Consider the following 25689-nt stretch of genomic DNA (forward strand, 5'->3'; position numbering starts at 1 on the left):
AGACCTTCATACAGCTGTGATTTATTCAACAAGTCTTCGTAATAATATTTTGGTCATCTCCCCCCAACTCGCCGCACGCGTAAGGCCCCCGGGTGTTCCGGGGGCCTCGGGCGGGGCGTGTCAGACCAGTTCGGACTCGATCAGATCGGCCGCCCTGGGCGTTCCGCCCTCGTTCGCCATTCGCTCCTGGACCTCCTTGGCGCGGAGGGCCACTTCGGGGTCGTCGACGAGGGCGAGGACGGCCTCGCGCAGGCGCTCGGGGGTCACCTCCTCCAGCGGGAGATGACGGGCCACCCCCAGGGACTGGAGCATGTCCGCGTTGCCGAACTGGTCGGTGGCGAGCGGGACCGCGACCATCGGGGTGGCGGTGGCCAGCCCCTCCTGGCTGCCGCCCGCACCGGCATGGGTGATGAAGGCGTCCGCCTGGCGCAGGATCGCCAACTGGGGCACCCAGCTGTGCACTTCGACATTGGCGGGAATCGCACCCAGCTCCGCGGGGTCGACGAACGCGCCGATCTGGAGCACCACGTGCCAGCCCGGCAGGTCACCGAAGGCGGCGACGCAGGCCCGGTAGAAGTCCGGCTGCTTGGTGAAGGCCGAGCCCAGGGAGACCAGCAGGACCTTCTCCGCGCTCGCCGGCCGCCGCCACTCCCCCTGGTCCGCACGGTCGCCCTGGCAGGCGCCGACGAAGGTGAAGACGGACTCGTCGACCCGGTCGGCGTGCGGCTGGAGCGCCCGGGGGATGAGCACGATCGCCCGGCGGGGGCGGGCGACGAGCCGGTCGGGGTGGGTGTCGACACCGTGCTCGGTCAGCCAGTTCTCGAAGCGGGCGTAGTACGCCTTGCCCCGCTCCGAGGCCTTGAGCTCGGCGAACATGGGCTCCGCGACCTCCTCCTCGTACCCCTGCCACGGGACGAGATTCGGCCAGAGTCCCACAGCGGGCACACCCCACCGGTGTGCGAGGACCGGGGCCGGGTAGGCGGTGATGTCGTGGAGGACGAGGTCCGGTCGGTCGTCGTCGAAAGCCGCCGCGAGCTGGGGAAGCGCCTGGATGGCATCACGGAGGAAGGGCTCGATGTTGTCGATCAGTTCGGTCCCCCATGCGTCCGGGTCCTCGTCGGTCGGCAGCGTGGAGGTGTAGACGACAGGGGTGGCGCCGGTCGCGGCGACCTTGTCGGCGAAGGAGGCGGGGATGGCGTAACTGACGCGGTGCCCGCGGGTGACGAGCTCGCGGATCACTTCGAGGCTCGGGTTCACATGGCCGTGGGCGGCGATGGAGAACATGGCGATGTGGGCGGGGCGCGGAGTGGCGGTCATGGCTCCACAGTAAACGAGACGAGACGTCTCGTCCACTTACTTGTCCGTGACGGCTCCCCCGAGGAGGTCCGTGGATCAGTCGCGCTGGTAGCGGGCGAGGACGAGGTTGCCGTCCCCCTCAAGGCGCTTGCGCAGCTCCGCCGCGTCGATCGCCCCGCTGTAGTACTCCTGGTAGGCCGGGGTGGCCACCTTGTCCTTCCACTCCGGATAGCCGCGGACCGACTGCGCGGGCGCGGAGCGCAGATGCCCGGCCACGGCCGCCCCGGTCGCCCAGCCGTCCTTCGCCGTGTGCAGCGACGGATCGGCGAGGGCCGCCGTCCCGGTGGGCAGCATCCAGTCGCCGCGGGCGAGGCGGACCATGTTGGCCGGCCGGAGGAAGAAGTCGAGGAACTGCGCCGCCTCCTTCTTGTGCGGGCTCTCCTCGGCGATGGAGAGCGTCTGCGGGCTGACCCCCTGGGCGAGTCCGTCCTCGCCCGCGGGCGCGGGCAGGACGATCCACTCGAAGCCCTTCGGAGCCTGCTGGGTGATCTGCTGCCGGTAGGAGAAGCCCAGCGGGACCATCGCGTACTTGCCGCCGAAGAAGCCGGGCAGGGCGTCGGAGCCGCCGGTGCCCAGCGTCGAACGCGAGGCGCTGAGGTCGGTGTTGACCTGGTCGTGGATGGTCCCCGGCACGATGTCGTCCTGCTCGGTGAAGCGGACGGTCACCTTGCCGTCGGGCCCGCGGTGGAAGAGCTGTCCGCCGGCCGAGAGCCCCAGGTTGAGGCTGACCGAGACCGGCTCCTTGAGCGGCCAGGCGACCGCGTACCTCCCCTTGCCCATGGCGGCCGTCAGCTCCTTGGTGATCTGCCGGAACTCCTCCCAGCTCCACGGCTTGTCGGGGGTCGGGAGGCGGACGCCGGAGGACTCCAGGATCTGCTTGTTGGCCATGATCACGCGAGGCTCCTGGAGGAACGGCACGCCGTGGATCCCGTCGCCGAAGGTCGTGGTCTGCCAGCTGCGCTCCGGGATGTCGGCCTTGAGCCGCTCCGGCAGGAGGTCGGTCAGATCGGCCAGATAGCCGCCGTAGGCGAAGTCGGCCAGGTCGTCGGAGGCGTCGTGGATGATGTCCGGCGCCTCGCCGCCCTCGAAGGAGGTGAGGAGCTGGTCATGGACGGAGTCCCAGCTGCCCTGGACGTAGTCGACCTGGATGTCGGGGTGGGCGGCGTTCCACTCCTCCACCAGCTCCTTGTTGGCGTCGACGGACTCCTTCTGCCACGCCAGCGACTGGAAGCGGAGCCGTACCGGTCCGCCGTCGGGCTCGTCGGCCGACGAGCATCCGGTGAGGAGCAGCGCGATCGTGGCGGCGGTCGCCGTGAACGTCCGTACGCGCATCAGGACTTCACCGCCCCGGTCAGCATCCCGCCCGTGATGCGTTTCTGGATGATCGCGAAGATGACCAGGGAGGGGAGGGTGGCGAGGAACGCGGCCGCGGCCAGCGGTCCGAGGTCCGCGACGCCCTCCGCGCCGAGGAAGTGGGTGAGGACGACCGGCAAGGTCTGCTTCTCCGGGGTCTTGAGCAGGACGAGCGCGAAGAAGAACTCGTTCCACGCGGTGACGAAGGCGAAGAGCGCCGTGGCGACGATGCCGGGGGCGAGCAGCGGGGCGGTGACCGAGACGAGCGTACGCAGCCTCCCGGCCCCGTCGACGGCCGCGGCCTCCTCCAGCTCGGCCGGGACGGCCCGTACGTATCCGGCCAGCATCCACAGCGCGAACGGCAGCGACCAGACGACGTACACCAGCACGAGGCCGAAGAGGCTGTTGATCAGATGCAGGTTCTTGAGGACGAGGAAGAGCGGGATGATCACCAGCACGAAGGGGAAGGCCTGGCTGATCACGACCCAGCCGGTGGCGGCGGTGGAGAGCCGGCCGCGGTGCCGGGCCATCACGTAGGCCATCGGCGTGGCGATGAGGACGGCGATCAGGGCCGCGGCGAGGGCGGCGATCAGGCTGTTCGCGGCGGCCCTGAGCAGCGGCTGCTCGGCGAACGCCTGGCGGAAGTTGGCGAGGGTCGGGTCCTCGGGGATCCAGGTCGGGTGGAGCGAGCCGAGTTCGGTCGCCGGCTTGAAGGCGGTGGAGATCAGCCAGAGGAACGGGAAGGCGAGGAAGACCAGATACGCGAGGAGCGCGAGGTACTGGCCGAACCGCGCCGGTCTGCTGGTACGGAGCGCGCTCACCGGTCCTGGTCCCCCTTCAGCCGTCCGACGAGATAGAGGGCGAGGAGCACGGAGATGACGGCGACCATGACACAGCCCATCGCGGCGGCGTAGCCGAACTGCCCGTAGCGGAAGGCCTCCTCGTAGGCGAAGAGCATGGGGAGCCGGGTGCGGCCGCCGGGTCCGCCGTTGGTCAGGACGTAGACCAGGGCGAAGGAGTTGAAGTTCCAGATGAAGTTGAGCGCGGTGATGGCGAGGGCCACCGGCTTGAGGGCGGGCCAGGTGACGGTACGGAAGCGGCGCCAGGCTCCCGCGCCGTCCAGTGCGGCGGCCTCGTGGAGCTCGTGCGGGGTGTTCTGCAGTCCGGCGAGCAGGGCGACCGTGGTCTGCGGCATGCCCGCCCAGATGCCGACGACGATCACGGCGGGCAGGGCGGTGGCGAGTCCGGTGAGCCAGTCGCGTCCGTCTCCCAGGCCCAGGTCGCGGATGGTCTCGTTGAGGATGCCCGCGTCGGGGTTGTAGACGAGCCGCCACATGATGCCGACGACGACCTCGGGCATGGCCCAGGGGATGATCGCGAGCGCCCGGGCCAGCCAGCGGAAGCGGAGGTTCTGGTTGAGCAGCAGCGCGAGGCCGAGGGCCAGCAGGAACTGCGGGACGGTGACGCCGACGGCCCAGAGCAGGCCGATCCGGAAGGAGTCCCAGAAGAGCGTGTCGTGGAGCAGGTCCTGGAAGTTGAGGGTGCCGACCCACTGCGTGGACTGCGTGCGGCCGGACTGGGCGTCGGTGAAGGCGAGCGCGATGCCGTAGAGCAGGGGGCCGACGCTGAGGATCAGGACGGGGATGAGGGCGGGCAGCACCAGGAACCAGGCGCCGTGGTCCCTCCCGGCGCCGGGTCTCCCGCCGGCGGCCGCTGTTCCGCCGGACCGCTTCGTTGCGGTCGCCACACTCACAGATGGACCCCTTTTGCGCCTTTGGCCATGCCGCACCGGCCTCCGTCATGGTCCTGACGGGCCGTCGCTTCGTCAAGGCAACCTGCATGGATGCGAGACTTTGGCTGATTCGCACAGGCATCGGGGACAGCTGGGAGAGACGGATGGACGAGGCGCGCGCACGGGAGATCCTGGCCGCCGCGGGACTGACGGCCGGGCAGCCGGAGGCGCGGCTCCTGGCGCTCGGCGAGAACGCGGTCTTCGCCGTGGGCGAGCTCGTGGTGAAGGTCGGCCGGGACGCGGAGCTGCTTCCCCGGGCGGAGCGGGAGCTCGCGCTGGCGGAGTGGCTGGCGGAGACGGACGTCCCGGCGGTACGGGCGGCGGAGCCGAAGCCCCGGCTGGCCGACGGGCACCCGGTCACCCTGTGGCACCGGCTGCCCGAGGCCGTGCGCCCGGCCGAGCCCCGGGACCTCGCGCCGCTGCTGCGGCGGATCCACGCCCTGCCGGAGCCGGAAGGCTTCACGCTCCCCCGCCGTGAGCTGCTCGGCGGGGTCGAGCGGTGGCTGCGGCTCGCAGGCGACGCCGTCGACCCGGCCGACGCGGCCTTCCTGCGGGAGCGGCGCGACGCCTTCGCCCCTGCCGCGGCCGCTCTCGCCCCCCGGCTCACGCCGGGACCGATCCACGGGGACGCCCTCCCCCGGAACGTCCATGTCGGCCCCGACGGGCCGGTCCTGGTCGACCTGGAGACCTTCTCCTCCGATCTGCGCGAACACGATCTGGTGGTTCTCGCCCTCTCCCGTGACCGGTACGGACTCGACCCCGCCGCCTACGACGCGTTCACCGAGGCGTACGGCTGGGACGTACGGGAGTGGGACGGGTGCGCGGTGCTGCGCGGGGCCCGGGAGACCGCGAGCTGCGCCTGGGTGGCCCAGCACGCGCCGACGAACCCCAAGGCCCTGGCCGAGTTCGAGCGGCGGGTGGCCTCGCTGCGGGACGGCGACCCCGAGGTGCGCTGGTACCCCTTCTGACATCATGTCGGGGCCGGGCTTCTCCCTTTCGCGAACGGGGTGTTGTGATGCGCGTGGAACTGTCCGAGGTGACGCTCGACGTCGAGGTGAGCGGCGCCGGCCCGGCCGTCCTGCTGGTGCACGGCTTCCCCGACAGCCACCGCCTCTGGCGCCATCAGGTCCCGGCCCTGACCGCGGCGGGGTACAAGTGCGTCGCTCCCACCCTGCGGGGCTTCGGCGGCTCCGACCGGCCGGAGGGCGGCGCGGAGGCGTACCACCCGGGCAAGCACGTCGGCGACCTGCTCGAACTCCTCGCCCGGCTGGAGATCGACCGGGTCCATCTGGTCGGGCACGACTGGGGCTCGGGCATGGTCCAGGGCATCGCCCAGGCCTTCCCGGAGCGGGTGGCGTCCTTGAGCATCCTGTCGGTGGGGCACCTGGCGTCGATCCGTGACGCGGGCTGGGAGCAGAAGCAGCGCTCCTGGTACATGATCCTCTTCCAGCTCGCCGGCCTGGCCGAGGACTGGCTCGCGCGCGACGACTTCGCCAACCTCCGGGAGATGCTGGGCGAGCACCCGGACGCGGACGCGGTCGTCGAGCCGCTGCGGGCGCCGGGCGCGCTCACCGCGGCCCTCGGCGTCTACCGGGCGGGCCTGCCCGCCGAGGTCCAGTTCGGTCCGCCGCTGCCGCTCCCGCCACTGCCGGGCCCGGTCATGGGCGTCTGGTCCTCCGGCGACCGCTTCCTCACCGAGCAGTCCATGACCGGCACCGGCAAGCACGTGGACGGCACCTGGCGGTACGAACGGGTCGAGGACGCGGGCCACTGGCTCCAGCTGGACCGGCCGGACCGCGTCAACGCGCTGCTCCTGGACTTCCTGGCGGAGAACCCGATCGGCTGACGGCACCGGCCGGGGCGGAACGGTCCGTCAGCCCGCCACCGGCGCGAGCTCGCGCAGCGGCCAGGACGGGTCCACGAACGCGTCCGGGGTGCCCTTGCGGCGCAGGAAGTCCTGGAAGTCCTCGGCCCAGATGCGGTACCAGTCGATCTGACGCTCATGCAGCTGGGCCGGGGTCAGCGCGGCCACCGCGGCGTGCCGCTCGGCTATCGCGACGGCCACCCGCACGGCGGCCAGCGCGTCGGCGGCCGCCTGGTGGGCCGCTTCGAGGACGACTCCGTACTCGGCGCAGACCGCCTCGAGGGTCCGCTTCCCCCTGCGATACCGGTCGACGGCCCGGTCGATGGTGTACGGGTCGAGGACGGGGCCTATCGGGGCGCCGCCCAGCCGCTCGCTCAGCGAGGGGAGCCCGTGGCGGCGCAGCTCGGCCGAGAGGAGGGTGAGGTCGAAGGAGGCGTTGTACGCCACGACCGGGACGCCCTGCGTCCAGTACCCCGTCAGCGTCTCGGCGATCTCGTCGGCCACCTCGACGACCGGCCGGCCCTCCGCGGCCGCCCGCTCGCTGCTGATGCCGTGGATCGCGGACGCCTGCGCCGGGATGCGGATCCCGGGGTCGGCGAGCCAGTCCCGCTGGCGCACCACCCGCCCGCCCTGGACGCCGACGACCGAGGCCGTCACGATCCGCGCCTCCAGCGGTTCGGTGCCGGTCGTCTCCAGGTCGAATCCGACCAGCTCTTCCCCGTGCCAAGCCATCGGGTCCTCCTTACGTGATCTCCCCCGTGGTGCTGAACACCCTCGCACGCGCCACTGACAACGCCCCCGGGCGGCGGTCCCGGGCGACGGTCCCGGCCCCTCAGGAGACCGGACGGGAGTCGAGCCAGACCGACTCGAACTCCTCCCTATATGTCGCGAATAGTCCGTATTCACCGTCACGTGCGTGCTGTCCGGAACGCACCACGTTGCGGCCACCCCCGCGCAGGACGAGCACCGGCGCCTCCATCCCCCGCGCCTTCCGCAGATACGACTGGACGACGGCGACCCCGTCCGGCCCGTCCCCGTCCACCAGGTACGCCGTGAAGCGGGGGGTCTCGTCGAAGACATGGATCTGGAAGGCGTCCGGGTCGCGCAGCCGGGACCGCACCCGCCTCATGTGGAGGATGTTCATCTCCACCGAGCGACTCAACTCGCCCTTCTTAAGCCCCAGTTCCCGCTCGCGCCGTTTGACGGCGCTGCTCGCCGGATTGAGGAACAGCAGGCGTATGCGACAGCCGGACTCGGCGAGCCGCACCAGCCGCCGCCCGGAGAAGTTCTGCACGAGGAGGTTCAGGCCTATGCCCGTGGCGTCGAGGCGGCGGGCCCCGCCGAAGAGGTCCTCGGCCGGCAGCTGGCGCTGCAGCCGCACCCGGTCGGAGTGGACGGAGACCACGTCGGCGTACCGGTCGCCCACCAGGTCCTCGACCGCGTCGACCGGCAGCCGGTCGGCGGACGGCACGCCCGCGCCGCTGCCGAGGATCTCCAGGAGCCGCGCGGAGGCCCGTTCGGACTGGGCGAGGACGGTCGTCGACAGGGCGCGGTTGCGGGAGACGACGTTGCGCGTCACCTCCAGCTCGTCCAGAGCCAGTTCGACCTCGCGACGGTCGTCGAAGTACGGCTCGAAGCACGGCCAGTGCTGCACCATCAGCTCCCGCAGCTGCGGGAGGGTCAGGAAGCTGAGAACGTTGTCGTCCGCCGGGTCCAGGAGATAGCCCTTGCGCCGCGAGACCTCGCGCACGGCGACGGCCCGCTGCACCCACTCCTGTCCGGCCGGTCCGGCCGCGGCCACCACCCAGTCGTCACCGTGCACCGGCTCGTACACCGGCCGCAGCACGGCGGCGACCACGGCGCGGAGCCGCTGTTCGACGAGATTCAGCCAGATATAGGCACGCCCGGCGCGCTGGGCGCGGGTCCGCACCTCGCTCCAGGCCTCGGCGCCCCAGTCGAGCTCCGCCCCGATCTCCATCGGCCGGGCGACGGAGACCGCTCCGGGCGGTGCGTCCGCGGGCTCGGGCGGGATCCCCTCGTGACCCGCGTCACCTGGGGGCAGCTCCAGACCTCCCGAGCTCACCCGCGCACCGCCTTCTGCTGTTGGACGCCCGATCCCGCCGCCTGTCGACGATCAAGGAAGGGTACTCCGGGAGCGGGAGGCGGTGCAGCCGGATCGGCAGGCTGCTTGCTCAACTCCCCTGATTGGGAGCGCCGTTCCGGAGGGCGAGTTCGGCCGGAGTGAGCGGATTCATACCGGTGACGCCCCCGGCCGCGAGCGGGGAGCCCCGGCGGACGACCGGCACCGGGCTCCGGCCTCGTCCGGGGCGGTGCGGCGGAACCCGATGTTGACCCGGCCCGGGCGGACCGGTTCGACGGGCGGAAGGCGGGCGGGCGGGTGGCCGGCGGGGCCGGCCCGCAGCCGGTGAGCGCGGCCGGACCGCGGCCGACCGGCGGAACCGGCCCCTCATCGCACATCAGGTCGAAACCCGCACATATCACCGCTGGAAGCGCACCCGGCAGGGCGGGGCGAAGTCCTAGGAGGTTGCCCCTCTTTCGGGCAGGATCTGGCCGGAGTACACCCCAACACCCGGATCAGGATGGAAGAGTCTTATCTATGCAGGTCTGGCCGGGACAGGCGTATCCCCTTGGCGCCACCTACGACGGCGCAGGAACCAATTTCGCGGTCTTCTCGGAGGCCGCCCACAGGATCGAGCTGTGTCTGCTCCATGACGACGGCTCGGAGACGGCGGTGGAGCTGCGCGAGACGGACGCCTTCGTCCGGCACGCCTATCTGCCGGGAGTGATGCCGGGACAGCGGTACGGATTCCGCGTCCACGGCCCCTACGCACCGGAGCAAGGGCAGCGCTGCAACTCGGCGAAGCTGCTCCTGGACCCCTACGCCCGCGCGGTCTCGGGCTCGGTCGAGTGGGGCGAGGCGGTGTACGGCTACCACTTCGGGCGGCCGGACTCACGCAACGACCTCGACTCGGCGCCGCACACGATGACCTCGGTCGTGGTCAATCCGTACTTCGACTGGGGCGACGACCGACGCCCACGCACCGACTACCACCGGACGGTGATCTACGAGGCACATGTGAAGGGCCTGACCATGCTCCACCCGGAGCTGCCGGAGGAGCTGCGCGGGACGTACGCGGGGCTCGCGCACCCGGCGGTCATCGGGCATCTGAAGGAACTGGGCGTCACGGCGCTGGAATTGATGCCGGTGCACCAGTTCGTCAACGACCACCGACTGGTCGACGCGGGGCTCTCCAACTACTGGGGCTACAACACGATCGGCTTCTTCGCCCCCCACAACGCCTACGCCTCCTGGGGCGACCGGGGCCAGCAGGTCCTGGAGTTCAAGTCGGCGGTACGGGCTCTGCACCAGGCGGGCATCGAGGTCATCCTCGACGTGGTCTACAACCACACGGCCGAGGGCAACCACCTGGGCCCCACACTCTCCTTCCGGGGCCTGGACAACCCTTCGTACTACCGGCTCTCGAACGACCAGCGGTACTACACGGACACCACCGGCACCGGGAACTCGCTGCTCATGCGGTCCCCGCACGTACTCCAGCTGATCATGGACAGTCTGCGGTACTGGGTGACGGAGATGCACGTCGACGGCTTCCGCTTCGACCTGGCGGCGACGCTGGCCCGGCAGTTCCACGAGGTGGACCGGCTGTCGTCCTTCTTCGACCTGGTGCAGCAGGATCCGGTGGTCAGCCAGGTGAAGCTGATCGCCGAGCCCTGGGACGTCGGCGAGGGCGGCTACCAGGTGGGGAACTTCCCCCCGCTGTGGACCGAGTGGAACGGCAAGTACCGGGACTGTGTACGGGACTTGTGGCGCGGCGAGCCGCGTACGCTCGCCGAGTTCGCCTCCAGGCTCACCGGCTCGTCCGACCTGTACCAGGACGACGGCCGCCGGCCGCTCGCCTCGGTCAACTTCGTGACCTGCCACGACGGGTTCACACTGCGCGACCTCGTCAGTTACGACGGCAAGCACAACGAGGCGAACGGGGAGGGCAACCGCGACGGCGAGAGCTACAACCGGTCGTGGAACTGCGGGGCCGAGGGCGACTCGGACGACATCGGGATCCGGGAGCTGAGGGCCCGGCAGATGCGCAACTTCCTCGCGACGCTGATGCTCTCGCAGGGCGTGCCGATGCTCAGCCACGGCGACGAGTTCGGCCGGACGCAGGGCGGCAACAACAACGCCTACTGCCAGGACAACGAGGTCTCGTGGGTGCGCTGGCCGGAGCCCGGCGCGTCGGAGGAAGGGACCCTGCTGGAGTTCACCCGGGCGATGGTCCGGCTGCGGCGGGACCATCCGGTCTTCCGGCGCCGCCGCTTCTTCCACGGACGCCCGGTGGAGGGCACGCACGACGAGCTGACCGACATCGCCTGGTTCACGCCGGAGGGCGAGGAGATGAAGGCGCGGGACTGGCAGGCGGCGCACGCGCAGGCGCTGTCGGTCTTCCTGAACGGCAACGCGATCTCCGAGCCGGGACCGCAGGGGGAACGGATCGCGGACGACTCGTTCCTGCTGATGTTCAACGCCTCGGCGCAGGAGCTGGAGTTCGAGGTGCCGGTCAACCACGGCGAGAGCTGGCGGGTGGTGGTCGACACCTCCCACCCGGAGGGCATCCCTCCCCAGGAGGGCCCCAAGGTCGCGGCGGGCGAACGGGTGACTCTGGCACCGCTGAGCCTGACGGTGCTGAAGCGGCCGGCGTAGCCGGGGACCGCGACGGGCGGGGCGGGCGGGGCGCGTGTCCCCGCCCGCCGCGTACGTCACGCTCCTCGGCCATCGCGTCCGCCATCGCGTCCGCCATCGCGTCCGCCATCGCGTCCGCCGTCAGACCTCGGCCGTCGCATCCGCCCCGGCCGGTCGGGTGCCGGGCGCCGGAACCCGCGTGCGGACGGCCCACGACAACACCGCGCACAGGGCGGCCGCGACGACCGCCACGGTGAAGGCGGCCGGTGCGCCGTGGGTCTCCGCGAGGCGGCCCGAGAGGGCCAGCGCGAGGGCCTGGCCGCCGACGATCCCGCTGGTGAGAAAAGCCATCGACTCGGCGAGCCGGGACGCGGGCACGGTCCGCTCGGTGAGTCCGAAGACGGTGATCAGATGCGGCGCGTAGGCGGCGCCGAGGACGATCACGACCGCGTACAGGGCCGGGAGCGAGTCCACGAGGACGAGCGGGGCGGAGAGAACGACGAGCGCGACGGTGGCCGCACGCCAGCGCGTCGGCAGCCCGATCCGCGCCGGCACGGCCGCCATCGAGAGGCCGACGGCGGCGCTCATCACCCCCATGGCGGCGTAGACGAGCCCGGCCTGCGCCGGAGCCCCGAGCTTCTCGGTGAGCGCGGTGATGCCCGCCTGCGAGGCACCGAACATGGCGCCCTGGAGCACCATCGTGAACCGGAGGGCGTACGCGGACCCCGGCAGCCGCCCCCGTTCGGCGGCGCCCGTACGGGTGGCGGTGGAGCCCGCCGTACCGCCTTCGGCGACACGGGCCGAGGGGTGCAGCGCGAACGCCGTGCCGCAGGTCGCCAGGAGGGCCGAGGCCGTCAGGAGGGCGGCCGCCGGGTGGGCGAGGGCGGCGGCGAGGCCCACGAGGGCCGGGCCCAGGACGAAGGAGACCTCGTCGAGGGTGCCTTCGAAGGAGAGCACCGTGCCCACCGGCCGGTCGCCGGCGCCGGAACGCCGGGCCAGGGCGACCGAGCGGGTCCGGGCGAGCGGTCCGATCTGCGGGACGGTCGCGCCCGCGAGCGCGCCGAGGGCGATCAGCCAGCCGGTCGCCGCCTGCGCGAGGGCCGCGAGGACCAGCGCGGCGACGGCCACCGCGTTGGCGAGGGACGCGACGAGGACCACCCCCCGCTGTCCGCGCCGGTCGGCGAACCGGCCGATGACGGGCCCCGCGAGCGTCTGCCCCGCCGCGAGCGCGCCGCCCGCGAGCCCCGCCGTCGTCAGGGATCCGCTCGTCTCGGCGACCAGGAGCAGGCTGCCGAGCTGGCACATCGCGGTCGGCAGCCGCCCCAGGAAGGAGACCACCGGAAGCACCGGCCCGAGCAGGGACAGCGTGTCGCGATACATACGGAGCATCGCCAGAACGTAACGCGATACACCCGAACGGACGCATGAGGCGATGACACAGAAGCCTCCTGGCCGGGTACGTACGTTCGCATGACGTCCTCGCTCCCGTCCCCGCCCTCCGCCCGGACCGTGCCCACCGCCACCTACCGGCTCCAACTCCAGCCGGAGTTCCCCTTCCCGGCCGCCGAGCGGGCCGTCCCCCATCTCGCCGCACTCGGGGTCTCCCACCTCCACCTCTCCCCCGTCCTGGAGGCCGTGCCCGGCTCGACGCACGGCTACGACGTGACCGATCACCGCGCGATCCGGGCCGAGCTGGGCGGCGAGGAGGGGCTGCGGGCGCTCGCCGCGACCGCCCGGGCGCACGGCCTGGGCCTGGTCGTGGACCTGGTGCCCAACCACATGGCGGCGTCGCCCACCCACAACCACGCGCTGCGCGAGGTGCTCCGCGAGGGCCCCGAGTCGCCGTACGCCCGCTGGTTCGACATCGACTGGACGGCGGGGGACGGCCGGGTCCTGCTGCCCGTGCTTCCGGCCCGGCTCCCGGACGTACGGGAGCGGATGCGGGTCGCCGACGGCGTGCTGCACCTGGACGGCCAGGAGTTCCCGCTCCGCGCGGGCACGGAGGGGCTGCCGCTGCCCGAGCTTCTCGACGCCCAGTGGTACCGGCTCGGCTGGTGGCGTCTGGCCCGCACCGAGCTGAACTACCGCCGGTTCTTCACCATTTCGGAGCTGATCGGGGTGCGGGTCGAGGACCCCGAGGTCTTCGACGCCACCCACGGCAAGATCGTCGAACTGGTCCGGGACGGGGTGATCGAAGGGCTGCGGATCGACCACCCGGACGGACTCGCCGACCCCGAGGGGTACTTGGAGCGCCTGCGGGAGGCGACGGGCGGCCGGTGCTGGACGGTCGTCGAGAAGATCCTCACCGGCGCGGAGCCGCTGGCGCCGGCCTGGCCGGTCGCGGGGACGACCGGCTACGACGCCCTGCGGTATGTGGACGGTGTCTTCGTCGACGGTGTGGGCGCCGACGAACTCTCCGACGTGTACCGCGAGTTCGCGGGGCGCGCGGGCGACCGGGGCGGCTCCTGGGAGGCGACCGCGCGCCGGTCCGCGTACGAGGTGGTGACGCACGACCTGGCGGCGGAGACCGCGGCCCTTGCCCGGCTCGCGGACCGGATCTGCGCCGCCGATCCCGGCTTGCGCGACCACGCCCCCTGGGCCCTGCGGACCGCGGTCCGCGAGCTCCTCGTCCGCGTCCCCGTCTACCGCTTCTACCGTACGGACGCCGAGTCGGTGCTGACCCCGGAGGCGGCCCGGGGCGCGAAGGCGGCCTTCGCCGTACCGGAGGAGGCCACGGCGGTCGACACCGTGCGGGACCTGGCGCTCGGGCTGCTCGGCGACGGCCACGAACACCGGGCGTTCCGGGCGAGGTTCGCCCAGACGTCCTCGGCGCTGCGCGCCAAGTCCGTGGAGGACACCGCCTTCTACCGCTACACCCCGCTGCTGTCCGCGAACGAGGTGGGCGGCGACCCTGGGCGCCCGGCGATCGCGCCCGAGGAGTTCCACGCGTACTGCCTACGGCTCTCCCGGTACTGGCCCGGCACCGGGACCGTGCTCTCCACGCACGACACCAAGCGCAGTGCGGACGTCCGTGCCGGGATCGCCGTCCTCTCCCAGTGTCCGGCGGTGTGGCGGGAGTTGCTGGAGGAGGTGGCGGGCGTTCCGGCGCCGGATCCGCACCTGGCGTGGACGGCGTGGCAGACCGCGTTCGGGTTCGGCACACCGGATCCGGCGCGGCTCGGCCCGGCGGTCCTGAAGTCCGTACGGGAGGCCGGTCTGCACACCAGCTGGACGGAGCCCGATCCGGCGTACGAGCGCGCGGTGACCGACTTCGTGGCGGCCGGGCCGGGCCGGATCCCTCTCCGGGCGGCCTCGGAGGCGGCGTTCGCGCTGGAGCCGCACATCCGGGCGCACATGCTGGGCGCGACCCTGGTCCAGCTGACGATGCCGGGGGTGCCGGAGCTCTATCAGGGCACCGAGCGGGAGTACCGGGCGCTGGTCGACCCGGACAACCGGACTCCGTTCACGGTCGGCGAGGACGACGACAAGACGGCGGTGGTCCGTGCGGCGCTCGGGCTGCGGCGGCGGCACCCCGAGGTGTTCGCCGCGCCGGACTCGTACACCCCGCTGGCCGTGACCGGGGCCACGGCGCCGCACTGTCTGGCCTTCGCCCGCGGAGAGGGCGGCTCGGCCGAGGTGGTCACGGCGGTCACACGGTTGCCGCTGCGGCTGGCTGAGGCGGGCGGGTGGCAGGACACGGAGCTGATCCTGCCACCGGGCCGCTGGTTCGACCTGCTCGACGGCGTACGGGAGTTCACGGGCGGAGCGGTGAAGCCGGTCGACCTCTTCGACGCCCGCCCGGTGTCCCTGCTCGGCCGACGGCCCGCCCGGGAGGAGTGAGGAAGGGCTGCCCGGGGCGGGGCGCGGGGGGCGGGGGCGACCGGTGCCGGGGCGACCGGCACGGGGTAGCCCGGCACGGGGTAGCCCGGCACGGGGTAGCCCGGCACGGGGGCCGCACGGCACGGGATAGCCAGCCCGGGGGCGCGCGGCAGGGGGCGCGCGGCAGGGGGCGCGGGGGCGCCAGGCCCGGGCGCCTCAACCGCCGGGACGTCAACCGCCTGGGCGCGGCGCGGGGTTGTCTGCCAGTGGGGCACCCGGCCCGGGTCGCCCCGGCGCCGGGGCCGGGCGGCCCGCACCGGCGCCTTGACCGCCGGGGCATCAACCGCCCGGGCGTCAGTCGCCGGGTTGTACGAGGAGGCTCCGCGGGGCGCGGGTGATCAGGCCCGTTCGCTCGGGCCGGAAGCCGTGGGCCAGTCGCAGGCGGGGCATGGCGTCGAGGAGCGCCCGCAGGGCGTACTCGGCTTCGAGGCGGGCGAGGAGGACGGCGGGGCAGACGCCGCTCCCGTAGGTCAGCTGGCCGGGGTCGTCGCGCCGCGGGTCGTAGCGGTCGGGGTCGCGGAAGCGTTCCGGGTCCCGGCAGGCGGCCCCGATCAGCAGGGCGACGGGCTCCCCCGCCGGGATCGTGCCGCCGCCGACACGGACGTCGGCGGCGGTGCGGCGGACGGCGATCTGTACGGGCGGGTCGTGGCGCAGCGACTCGGTCCAGGCGCGGGCGATCTCCTCCGAGGGCGCGTCATGGAGGGCGGCCGCGCGTTCCGGCTCGACGAGGACGTCGGCGAGGAAGGAGGCGAGGGCCTTCTCCCGTACCGAGATCTGGCCGGTGCACTGACCGGCGAGCGCGGAGGCGGCGCGGCCGCGGACCAGGCGCATCATGTCCCGGTAGGGCACGCCGACGGCGGCGGCGACGGTGCCGGCGGGCAGCCAGCGGCAGAAGTCCGCGACCAGGTCCGCCTGGGGCCGCTCGGCGATCCGGCGGGCGAGGACGTGCGCGGTGCGCGCGGTGACGCTGCGGAGTTCGTCCTCGTCGACGTCGACGTGCGTCCGGGCGCAGGGCGGGTCGCCGGGCCGGTGACCGTGGGTGAACCGGGCGTCGGTGAGGGCGGTGGCGACGTCGGCGAACCGGCTCAGGACCCAGGCGCGCAGCAGCGGGTCGTAGGTCAGCGGGAACTCCTCGCGCAGGACCCGGTGGACGCGGTACGGGTCCCGGGTGGCGCCGGGGTCGAGCGGGCTGGGCGCGACGGTCCGGCTCGTCGGCCGCCCGGCGGGGCTCCCCGGCGGCCGCTCGACGGAGGAAGGACCCTCGCCCCGGACCCGCCCGTCCGCCCGGACCCGCCCGTCCGCCCGGACCCGCCCGTCCGCCCGGACGCGCCCGGCGGTCGGGGCCGCCGCCGTGGTGCGGGCGTGGGCGCGCGAGGAGGGCGCGGGCCCCATGGGCGGGAGGCCCGCCCAGCCGTCCGTGCCTATGCCCGGCTTCGACTCGTCGCTCATCGCGCCCCCTGTCGGTCCAGCGTGTGTGCGTCCCCCCACCCCACCACCGCCCACGGACCCCCGCAGCCCGCATACCGCCGAACGGGTGAAACAAGCCCCGCGCGGCGACAGTTGACCTCAACCAATCTTCAGGTTTTACGGTTCAGGCACCACCGACCGTCCACAGGGGGAAACCACCATGACGACCCAGCACCTCTCCGACGCCGAACTCGCCACCCAGCCGGCCGCCTACGTGACCGGAGTGGCCAACCGCGCGCTCGTCGCGTTCACACGGGCCCGGCAGGCCGAGTCCGGCTTCACCCAGCCCCAGTTCTGGCTGCTGCGCCATCTGTCGAAGCACGACATCTCGCCCGACGGGCACGGCATGACGGTCCCGGAGCTCCAGGAGGCGATGAGCTCCTACATCAGGCCGGAGGACGACCTGGCGGCGGAGGCCGAGGTCCTGCTCGGACGCGGCTGGCTGACGCGCGACGCGGAGGACCGCCTGTGGATCACCGAATCGGGCGACGAGGCCCGCGTGACCATGAAGGGCCACGCCCCGGCGATCCTCGCCCGCATCCACGAGGGCATCGACGACGCCGACTACGTCATCGCCCTGAAGGTGCTCCGCCGGATGATCGAGAACACGGGCGGCTCCCTGGTCCTGTGACGCGGTGGGCTCGGACGAGGGCCTTCTCGCCCCCGGCGGTGGCCGGAGACGCCGCCGCCGGTGCGGGGGCCCCGGAGGGACGGCGCGGCCACCAGGCGCGGTCTCCCAGGAGAGCCATCGCCGAGGGAAGGATCACCGCACGGAGCACGATCGCGTCGAAGAGGACGGCGACCGTCAGACCCACCGCGATCTGCTTCATCTCGATGCGGTCGATGAAGAGGAAGCTGACGAAGACCGACACCATGATCACCGCCGCGCTGGTCACCACGCCCGCCGAGCCGGCGATCCCGTCCACCACCGCCTCCCGGGTCGGCACCCCGCGCCGTACGGCCTCACGGATCCGGCTGACGACGAAGATCTGGTAGTCCGTCGAGAGCCCCACCAGGATCGCGAAGACCATCAGCGGCGTACGGGAGCCGACGAAGCCCAGAGACTCGAAGCCCCACAGGCCCTCCGCCCAGGTCCCCTGGAAGACCAGGGTGAGCACGCCCCAGGCCACCAGGACCGCGGCCAGGTTGAGGACCGTGCCGAGCGCCGCCATCACCACAGAGCCGAACGCGGCGTACATGACCGCCAGAGTGGCGAGCGACACGAAGAGGATCACCCACGGCAGCCGGCTCTCCTGGTGCGCGGCATAGTCGGCGCCGGCGGCGATCTCGCCGGAGACCGCCCACTGGAGACCGGGCGTGCCGCCGACGGCGGCGGGCAGCAGACGTTCGCGGACCTGCTCCAGGGAGCGGGCGGCCTCGGGCGAGTTCGCCGCGTACGGAACGGGCAGTACGAGCAGCGCCGTGCGGCCGTCCTCCGCGGTCCGCACCACCGGCGCCCGGTCCTGCGCGAAGAGCGCGTCGCCGCGGGTCGCGTCGGCGAGCCTCCGCAGGGGCGCGGCCGGGTCCTCACCTCGTACGAGGACGAGATGCCCGGGCCCCTCGGACGGGAAGGCCGCCACGAGCCGGTCGTACGCGGCGACGGCCGGGACGCTGTCGGGGAACGTCTCCTTCCCCTCGGTGCCGAGCCGCATCCCGAGCGCGGGCGCGGCCAGCGCGACGGTCACGGCGACGCCGGCCACCAGCGCCACGAGCGGACGGCGCACGACCGGGCGCAGCAGCGCGGCCCACACGCGCCCCTCGCCGCCCCCGCTGCCCCCGCGGCGCCGGCGGGCGAGCCGGCCGCCGTCCATCCGGTGGCCCAGCTTGGCGAGCAGGGCGGGCAGGACCGTCAGCGAGCCGCCGACGGCCACGAGCGTGACGAGGATGGCCCCCGTGGCGATCGACGAGAAGATCACGTCCCCGACGAGGTACAGGCCCGCCAGGGAGAGGGCGACCGCGAACCCGGAGTCGACGACGGCCCGCCCCGAGGTCGCGGCGGCCAGTTCGACGGCTCTGGCGTGCGAGATCGTGCCGCCGGAGCGCTCGCGCTCCTCCCGCGCGCGCTTGAGGTAGAAGAGCGAGTAGTCGACGCCGACCGCCATGCCCATCATGAAGATGACGCTCAGCGCCGCGCCGCCCGCGTCGGGGAAGACCCAGGAGGCGAGCCCGTACAGCCCGACCGCTCCGGCGAACGAGAAGAGGGCGAGGAGGACGGGGATCCCGGCGGCGAGGACCGCGCCGAAGACGACGAGGAGGATGAGGAAGGTGACCGGGAGGCTGATCATCTCGGTCCGCCGGAGGTCCTGCCCCTGCTTGTCGTTGACCCCCACGGAGAGGGAGGCGCTGCCGGTCTGTTCGACCGTCAGACCGGGGTGGGCCCGCTGGACGGCGGTGGTCTGGACGAGGAGCGCCCCGACGTCCTTCTTCGCGGTCTCCCGGTCCCCGCGCAGCGTGACCGCCACCCGCACCGCGTCGCCCCCGCGCGACGCGACCGGGGCGCCGACCGACTCGACGGCCGGGAGCGTCTCCATCCGCCGACGGATCTCCTCCGCGGCGGCGGTGAGGTCCTGCGCGGCGGCTGTGGGGCCCTGCGCGACGGCCGTGGGGACCTCCGCGCCGAGGGCCGTGGAGACCTCAGCGCCGGCGACCGTGGGGACCTCGGCGCCGCCGGCCGTGGAGACCTCCGCACCGGCGACCGTGGGGACCTCAGCGCCGGCGGCCGTGGGGACCTCGGCGCCGGCGGCCGTGTCATCCGCGTCGGCGGCCGTAGGGCCCTGCGCCACGGCGGCCGCCGGGCGCTGCCCGGCGGCCCCGGCCCCGCGCTCGATCAGCACCTGCTCGACGGGCGGCGGTGTGAGCCCGCTGCCCGAGGCCATGGCCTCGGCCCGCCCGGCCTCGCCTATCCAGAAGTCGGCGAACGACCCCTTGTTCGTGCCCACCGCGGCCCCCGCGCCGATGCACAGCGCGAGCAGGAGCACCCAGCCCGAGACGGCCTTCCACGGGTGCGTGGCACACCACTGCGCCGTCCGGACCGTGGCGGGGACTCTGCCCTGCGGCTGCTGACCTGTTGTTCGCATGCCCGCCAGCCTCCCGCCGGACGCATGACACGGTCACTGGTGGACTCCGGTGTCCCTACCGGGGGTTACCCCCACCCGTAGGGGAAGGAGGGCGGCCCCCTGTCAGGGAAGTCGCCCGGCAGGCCGTGCCGTTCAGCGGACGGAGAGCCGGAACGACATCTGGCCGAACGCGACCAGGTCGCCCGCCCGCACGGCCACGGCCCCCGTGACCCGGCGCCCGTTGACGCTCGTACCGTTGGTCGAGCCGAGGTCGCGCAGGACCCAGAGCCCGCCCTGGAGGGAGAGTTCGGCGTGCAGCCGGGAGACCGTCTCGTGGCTGAGCCGCAGCCCGTTCGCCGGGTCGCGGCCGATCCGCAGCGGGTACGGCCCCGGCTCGGGCAGCAGCAGCTTCGGGAGCCGCTCGGCGTGCCAGGCCCGGCCGAGCTTGGCGGTGAACGCGGACATCTTCTCCACCGCGCCCACCACGCGCCGCGTCCAGCCGGACTCGGTCTGCAGGTCGGCGGTCAGGAGCGCGAGTTCGTCCGGGCGCTGGGCGACGAGCGCCTTCTCCATGCGGTGGAGGAAGGTGTCGTGCGAGAGCCTGCCCTGCGCGGCACCCTCACGGAGCAGCACCAGCGCACGGTCCCGCTCGGCGTCGGAGAGCCGAGCGGGGTGCGTGGAGAACTCGAAAGGCGTCGTCACACCGTGATTGTCGGTCCGAGGGGCCTGACGTGTCCAGAACGGGGCCTCGCGGGGGCCGCGGGGGTGCCCCGGATCCGTCCCGCGACCGACCTGGGAAACGTCCCGGTGGCGAACTCCTTCGCCCGCACGGGGTACACGACGTTCGAGCGAGCGATCAACTTCGTCCGGGACACACCGGGCGCGGCCGGGCCCTGACTGCCAGGATGGACGCCGTAGTCGTTGTGGCGGCCACCGCGGCCGCCGCGGCCCGGCGCCGCCGCCACCGCTGCTGCGCTGCCGTTGTGTGGACCATCGACGAGGGGATCGGCCGGTGCTGTTCGAGGTGTGGGCCCCGCGGGCCCGTGACCGGGTGACGCTCGAGCTGAACGGCACGGGGCACCCCCTGGAGCCGGACCCCGAGCGGGCCGGCTGGTGGTCCGGCGTCGTGGCGGCCGGGGACGGCGACCGTTACGGCTTCTCCCTGGACGGCGGGCCGGTCCTCCCCGACCCGCGCTCCCGCCGCCAGCCGGACGGCCCGGACGGCCTCAGCGCGGTCGTCGACCACTCCGCGTACGTCTGGTTCAACGAGGCCCCTCGGCTGCGGCTGCGCGCCGCGGTCCTGTACGAGCTGCACGTCGGGACCTTCACCCCGGACGGAACCCTGGACGCGGCGGCCGAGCGGCTCGGGGAGCTTGCGGGCCTCGGCATCACCCATGTGGAGCTGATGCCGCTCTGCCCCTTCCCGGGCAGGCACGGCTGGGGATACGACGGTGTGGCGCCGTGGGCGGTCCACGAGCCGTACGGCGGGCCGACGGCGCTCAAGCGGTTCGTCGACACGGCCCACGGGCTCGGGATGGGTGTCGTCCTGGACGTGGTCCACAACCATCTCGGCCCGTCCGGGAACCATCTGCCGTCCTTCGGCCCGTACTTCACCGACACCCACCAGACGCCCTGGGGCGCGGCCGTGAACCTGGACGCGGCGGGCTCCGACGAAGTCCGCCGCTATCTGCTGGACAGCGCGCTCGCCTGGCTCCAGGACTACCGGATCGACGGGCTCCGGCTGGACGCCGTGCACGCCCTGGTGGACGACCGGGCGCTGACGTTCCTGGAGGAGCTGAGCGAGGCGGTGGACGAGCTGGCGCGGGAGCAGGGTCGCCAGCACTTCCTGATCGCCGAGTCGGACCTCGCCGACCCGCGTACGACGGCCCCGCGCGTCTCGGGCGGCCTGGGCGTCCACGCACAGTGGAACGACGACTTCCACCACGCGCTGCACACCGCCCTGACCGGCGAGTCCCAGGGCTACTACGGCGACTTCGCGCGCGCCCCCCTGGCCGCGCTCGCCAAGACGCTGACCCATGTCTTCTTCCACGACGGTACGTACTCGAGTTTCCGGGGACGCCGCCACGGGCGCCCGGTGGACCGGGTCCGTACCCCCGCGCACCGCTTCCTGGCCTACGCCCAGACACACGACCAGATCGGCAACCGGGCGCTGGGCGACCGGCTCTCGGCGACCCTCTCCCCCGGGCTGCTCGCCTGCGCGGCGACGCTGGTCCTGACGGCCCCCTCGGTGCCGATGCTGTTCATGGGTGAGGAGTGGGGGGCGACCACGCCCTGGCAGTACTTCACCGACCACACCGACCCGGAGCTCGCGGAGGCCGTACGGCAGGGCAGGCGGCGGGAGTTCGCGGAGCACGGCTGGGCGGAGGAGGACGTTCCCGACCCGCAGGACCCGGCCACCCGGGACCGTTCCGTACTGGACCGGTCGGAGCGCGAACGCGCCCCGCACAACCGGCTGTCGGCCTGGCACCGCGAGCTGATCGCGCTGCGCCGCACCCTGCCGGACCTCACCGATCCGGACCTGGCGGCGGTCCGGGTCGCCTTCGACGAGGACGCCCGCTGGCTGGCGTTCCGGCGCGGGGTGCTGCGGGTCGCGGTCAACCTGGGCAAGGAACCGGTGGAGATCCCCCTCGGCTCCAACGGCCGCGACAAGGTCCTCGCCTCCTGGATCCCGGTCGACGCCCCGGGCGCGGACGGCCTCCTTCGCCTCCCGGCGGAGTGCGCGGTGGTGTTGACGGACGGATGAGCCGGTGGCCGGCCGCCACGGGCCACGGCCGGTGGTGGCCCGGCCCGTCCTGTCCCGTCACTCCACGATCGCCATCTCGCGCGGCGTGTTGTTGAAGCGGCGGCCGCCGCCCGCGCCCTCCTCGGTCGCCGTCACGATGTCCTCGATCCGGACCCCGAAGCGGCCCGGCAGATAGACACCCGGTTCGATGGAGAAGCACATGCCCGGCACGATCGGCCGCTCCTCGCCCTCGATCATGTACGGCGGCTCGTGGGTCGTGACCCCGATGCCGTGGCCGGTGCGGTGGATGAAGTACGCGCCGTACCCCGCGTCCGTGATGACCTTGCGCGCCGCCCGGTCCACGTCCTGGCAGGCCGCGCCCGGCCGTACGGCCTCGAATCCGGCCTGCTGCGCCTCCCGCACCAGGTCGTGGACGCGCTGTTCCTCGGCGGTCGGCTCGCCGACGTGCACGCTTCGGGTGGTGTCGGAGCCGTACCCGTGCTTGAGGCCGCCGAAGTCGAGCACGACCATGTCCCCGCGCTGGATGACCCGTTCCCCCGCCTCGTGGTGCGGGTTGGCGCCGTTGGGTCCGGAGCCGACGACGGTGAAATCGACCTGGGAGTGGCCGAACCGCATGAGCAGCGCGGCGAGGTCGGCCGCCACCTCGGTCTCCCGCCGGCCGGCGAAGGCCACCTTGAGGATCTCGCCGTACGCCTGGTCCGCGGCGGCCCCGGCCGCCGCGACGCGCTCCAGCTCGTGGGCGTCCTTGACGGCCCGCAGCATCGGCAGCGCGTCGGTCAGCGAGACGTACGACGTGGAGGACAGCTGCTTCTGCAGGCCGAGGAGGTGCATCGCCCAGGCGTTGTCGCTGACGCCGAAGCGCCCTTCGGCGTCCAGGAGGGGCGCGGTGACGGCGTACGGATCCTTCCCGTCGGTCCAGTCCCGCAGCGTGAGCGCGGCGGCTCCCGGGGCCTTCTCGGCGTCCGGGGCCTCCAGGGTCGGCACGACCAGCACCGGGTCCCGGCCGGCGGCGAGGACGAGGACGGTGAGCCGCTCGGTGATGGCGGTCGGCTGGTAGCCGGTCAGATAGACGAGGTCGGGGCCGGGGGCGACGAGGACGCCGGCGAGTCCGGCGTCGGCCGCGGACCGGGCGGCACGGTCCATCCGGGCACGGTAGTCGTCGACGGTGAAGGGTGCGGGCGTACGGGGCTCGGCTGTACGGGACTCGGGCGTACGGGACTCGGGCGTACTCGGCATGGGGTCATCCTGCCCGCCGGGCCCCACGGGCGCGACCGCTCGGCGGCGGGCGGCTGCGGGCGGCGGGCAGGCGTCACGTCTGCGCCGGTCAGAGGTCCGGACCGGCGTCCGGGCCGTGGCCGGGGCCCTGGGCGATGAGACGTTCCAGCAGCTCGTGGAAGTCCTCGCCCACGACGATCCGAAGCTCCCCGTCCTCCCCGTCATGGTCGCTGAGCTGGGTGAGCGTGCCGCCGCGCCACCAGAAGACGTACGGGCTGATGGCGCCGGGGGTGTCCTCGTAGCCGGAGGCCGCGAACGAGGCCATCGCGCCGAGCGCGGGGACGATCGTGGTGTCGCGGATCGGGTGGAAGGCCAACTGGTGCCGGAACGGCAGGGCCACAAGCGCCCCGTGCTCGCCGAGCGGCCGCCCGGTCACGCGCCGCACCACGGCGTCCAGGTCGAGGACGCGGCTCGCGGTGTAGAAGGAGTCGCCGAGGAGCACCTCGAAGCACATGCCGTCGGCGTCCCGTACCGTCTCGTGGCCCTCGACGGGGAGCCCGCGCAGATTGGCGAGCGCCCGGTCGCGCAGGTCCTCGACGTCGCCGAGCGGTTCGAGGGCCTCGTCGGTCAGCATCATGACGCTCTCGGGGAGGTCGAGGGCGAGGATCTCGTACAGTCCGGGCGCGACGCTCCGGGCGTAGCCGAAGGTCCCGGGGTCGATGCCCTCGCCGCTGACCACCCGGGGGTAGAGCTGGGCGCGGATCTGCTCCGGCCGGAGGGTGTCGAGCGCCGAGGGGCCGTCCATGGTGCGCAACACCAGGCCGACGTGGCGGCGGATCAGCGCGGGCCAGGCACGCGGCCCGCGCCGGTCGTTGTGGCAGACGGCGGCGAGGTTGCCGAGACCGAACACGCGGCCGTCGGCGTCGCGCACCAGGTCGGCGTAGACCGTGACCTCCAGGCCGAGTTCGGCGAAGGCCTCTCGGACGCGGCTGCGGAAGAGGGCGGCCTCGCGCTGGGAGAAGTACGAGAACTCGGGGTCCCTGGGCACGTCGTCACCGTCACGCCTGGGTCCTCGCCGGAACAACCCCACGTCCGCCCGCCTTTCCTCTCGCCGTGGTCCCAGCCTAGGGGGTGCCGTGTCGATCGGTCCGGCCGGTGATCGGCCGGGCCCCGGCCGTCAGCCGTCGGACCAACTCGGCTGCGGTGCCCACGGGTTCGGCGCCGGTGTGGAGCAGTTCGGTGCGGTGGACGAGGCGCGGGGCGCTCAGCGGTACGGCGACGGCTCCCGCGACGGTGGCGGCGACGGAGACGGGGAGCAGCGTCAGGCCGTGTCCGGCGGCGGCCAGGGCGCCGACGACGCGGGTGTCGGTGCCCTCGTGGCGCAGGGCGGTGCGGAAGCCCTGGCCGGAGGGGCCGCCGTGCGCGGAGCGGAGCCGGTCGAGCGGGATCCCGGCGTCGGGCGCGTCGAGCCAGCGGGCGTCGACGAGGTCGGCGAGCCGCAGGCCAGGACGGGCGGAGAGCGGATGCCCGGCGGGCAGGACCACGGCGACGGGCTCCTCGGCGACGCGCACGGCGGTGAGCGGCGCGACGTCGGGCAGCCGCAACGGGTCGCTGGGGGCGGCCAGTCCGTCGACCAGGCCGAGGTCGGCCGTTCCGGCGGCGACGGCGGCGGGCACCTCGTCACGGGGCAGGGTGCGCAGGGTGACGCCGACCGCGGGCAGGGCGGCGAGGGTACGGGGGTGCAGGGCGAGCGGGGAGGCGGCGAGGGTCAGCGTCTCGCGGGGCGCGGCGGCGAACCGGGCGAGATCGGCGCGGGCGGCGTCGAGCCGGAGGAGGAGCGAGCCGGCGTGTTCGAGGAGCCGGTCGCCGGCGCGGGTGGGAAGGACGGGGCGGCGGCCGAGGAGCGGCAGCCCGAGGTCGCTCTCGAGGGCGGCGATGTGCTGGGAGACGGCGGACTGGGTGTAGCCGAGCGCGCGGGCGGCCTCGGAGAACGAGGCGAGCCGGGCGACGGTGACGAAGGTACGGAGGTGGTGCGGGTCCATGGGATCCCGAGCATAGGCGGGGCGTACGCGAGCGACGGGCGGCAGGGACGACCGGTCACGGCGGCTGGTCGGGACAACCGGTCACGGCGGCGGGGAAGTCGCCCGGTCACGGCGGTCGGGCTGCCCGGGGGCCGTCATAAGCGTTCGCGATCGGGGGTGCAGGAATCATCGTTGGACGTGAACC

19 protein-coding genes are annotated in these 25689 nt (G+C 73.3%); 6 read left to right on the forward strand and 13 right to left on the reverse strand.

The genetic code is table 11. The features are described from left to right. Positions 1–120: 120 nt before the first annotated feature. From mgt to M5362_RS04060, 4 genes are all read right to left on the reverse strand, one after another. A complete protein-coding gene (mgt, locus tag M5362_RS04045) occupies positions 121–1317 on the reverse strand; it encodes a macrolide-inactivating glycosyltransferase (RefSeq protein WP_260225898.1) in 1197 nt (398 codons plus the stop codon). Between the two features lie 75 nt (positions 1318–1392). After that, positions 1393–2688, reverse strand: a complete 1296-nt coding sequence (locus M5362_RS04050; protein WP_260225899.1) for an ABC transporter substrate-binding protein — start codon at positions 2686–2688, stop codon at positions 1393–1395. Further along, on the reverse strand, positions 2688–3530 hold the full coding sequence (locus tag M5362_RS04055) for a carbohydrate ABC transporter permease (RefSeq protein WP_260225900.1): 843 nt from the start codon (positions 3528–3530) through the stop codon (positions 2688–2690). Before M5362_RS04055 ends, M5362_RS04050 begins: the two co-directional genes overlap by 1 nt. Beyond that, on the reverse strand, positions 3527–4456 hold the full coding sequence (locus M5362_RS04060) for a carbohydrate ABC transporter permease (protein WP_374214402.1): 930 nt from the start codon (positions 4454–4456) through the stop codon (positions 3527–3529). Before M5362_RS04060 ends, M5362_RS04055 begins: the two co-directional genes overlap by 4 nt. A 149-nt stretch (positions 4457–4605) precedes the next feature. Here M5362_RS04060 and M5362_RS04065 point away from each other — a divergent pair, with 149 nt between their 5' ends. Continuing rightward, on the forward strand, positions 4606–5469 hold the full coding sequence (locus M5362_RS04065) for a phosphotransferase enzyme family protein (protein ID WP_260225902.1): 864 nt from the start codon (positions 4606–4608) through the stop codon (positions 5467–5469). A 47-nt stretch (positions 5470–5516) separates the two neighbouring features. Further along, the gene (locus tag M5362_RS04070; protein ID WP_260225903.1) at positions 5517–6347 is read left to right on the forward strand and encodes an alpha/beta fold hydrolase; all 831 of its coding nucleotides are present in this window, start codon (positions 5517–5519) and stop codon (positions 6345–6347) included. A 27-nt stretch (positions 6348–6374) separates the two neighbouring features. Here M5362_RS04070 and M5362_RS04075 read toward each other — a convergent pair whose 3' ends face one another. Then, positions 6375–7097, reverse strand: coding sequence for an exonuclease domain-containing protein (locus tag M5362_RS04075; protein ID WP_260225904.1), 723 nt, complete (start codon positions 7095–7097; stop codon positions 6375–6377). Positions 7098–7197: 100 nt separating this feature from the next. Beyond that, positions 7198–8448, reverse strand: coding sequence for an SAV2148 family HEPN domain-containing protein (locus M5362_RS04080; protein WP_260225905.1), 1251 nt, complete (start codon positions 8446–8448; stop codon positions 7198–7200). 534 nt (positions 8449–8982) lie between these two features. Here M5362_RS04080 and glgX point away from each other — a divergent pair. Then, the gene (gene glgX / locus M5362_RS04085; protein WP_260225906.1) at positions 8983–11103 is read left to right on the forward strand and encodes a glycogen debranching protein GlgX; all 2121 of its coding nucleotides are present in this window, start codon (positions 8983–8985) and stop codon (positions 11101–11103) included. Between the two features lie 120 nt (positions 11104–11223). On the opposite strand, the gene M5362_RS04090 is transcribed toward glgX, so the two are convergent. Continuing rightward, entirely contained in the window at positions 11224–12462 is a 1239-nt protein-coding gene (locus M5362_RS04090) for an MFS transporter (protein ID WP_260226161.1), read from the reverse strand. 90 nt (positions 12463–12552) lie between these two features. Between M5362_RS04090 and treY the strand changes: the two genes are divergently transcribed. Beyond that, positions 12553–14922 carry a malto-oligosyltrehalose synthase gene (gene treY, locus M5362_RS04095; protein ID WP_260225907.1) on the forward strand — a complete coding sequence of 790 codons (2370 nt, stop codon included), beginning with the start codon at positions 12553–12555 and terminating at the stop codon, positions 14920–14922. A gap of 333 nt (positions 14923–15255) precedes the next feature. Here the strand turns inward: treY and M5362_RS32945 are convergent, their stop codons facing one another. Further along, positions 15256–16410 (reverse strand): cytochrome P450, encoded by a 1155-nt coding sequence (locus tag M5362_RS32945; protein ID WP_261365543.1) that lies wholly within the window; start codon positions 16408–16410, stop codon positions 15256–15258. Positions 16411–16588: 178 nt separating this feature from the next. Between M5362_RS32945 and M5362_RS04110 the strand changes: the two genes are divergently transcribed. Further along, positions 16589–17059: a MarR family winged helix-turn-helix transcriptional regulator gene (locus tag M5362_RS04110; RefSeq protein ID WP_260225908.1), complete on the forward strand. Its 471-nt coding sequence runs from the start codon at positions 16589–16591 to the stop codon at positions 17057–17059. Here the strand turns inward: M5362_RS04110 and M5362_RS04115 are convergent. Next, entirely contained in the window at positions 16998–19505 is a 2508-nt protein-coding gene (locus tag M5362_RS04115) for an MMPL family transporter (RefSeq protein WP_260225909.1), read from the reverse strand. The two genes, M5362_RS04110 and M5362_RS04115, sit on opposite strands and share 62 nt — an antisense overlap. 132 nt (positions 19506–19637) lie before the next feature. Next, complete coding sequence (locus M5362_RS04120; protein ID WP_260225910.1) at positions 19638–20186, reverse strand: DUF1707 and FHA domain-containing protein; 549 nt, start codon at positions 20184–20186, stop codon at positions 19638–19640. A gap of 310 nt (positions 20187–20496) precedes the next feature. Here M5362_RS04120 and treZ point away from each other — a divergent pair, with 310 nt between their 5' ends. Next, positions 20497–22248: a malto-oligosyltrehalose trehalohydrolase gene (gene treZ, locus M5362_RS04130; RefSeq protein WP_260225911.1), complete on the forward strand. Its 1752-nt coding sequence runs from the start codon at positions 20497–20499 to the stop codon at positions 22246–22248. A gap of 57 nt (positions 22249–22305) precedes the next feature. On the opposite strand, the gene M5362_RS04135 is transcribed toward treZ, so the two are convergent. The 3 genes from M5362_RS04135 to M5362_RS04145 all read right to left on the reverse strand — a co-directional run bounded on the left by M5362_RS04135 (position 22306) and on the right by M5362_RS04145 (position 25505). After that, positions 22306–23484: an aminopeptidase P family protein gene (locus tag M5362_RS04135; protein WP_260225912.1), complete on the reverse strand. Its 1179-nt coding sequence runs from the start codon at positions 23482–23484 to the stop codon at positions 22306–22308. 88 nt (positions 23485–23572) lie between these two features. Continuing rightward, on the reverse strand, positions 23573–24553 hold the full coding sequence (locus M5362_RS04140) for a hypothetical protein (protein WP_260225913.1): 981 nt from the start codon (positions 24551–24553) through the stop codon (positions 23573–23575). Between the two features lie 34 nt (positions 24554–24587). Continuing rightward, entirely contained in the window at positions 24588–25505 is a 918-nt protein-coding gene (locus M5362_RS04145; protein ID WP_260225914.1) for a LysR family transcriptional regulator, read from the reverse strand. Positions 25506–25689: the final 184 nt, after the last annotated feature.

The organism is Streptomyces sp. Je 1-79 (genome assembly GCF_025195125.1).
Taxonomy (GTDB): domain Bacteria; phylum Actinomycetota; class Actinomycetes; order Streptomycetales; family Streptomycetaceae; genus Streptomyces.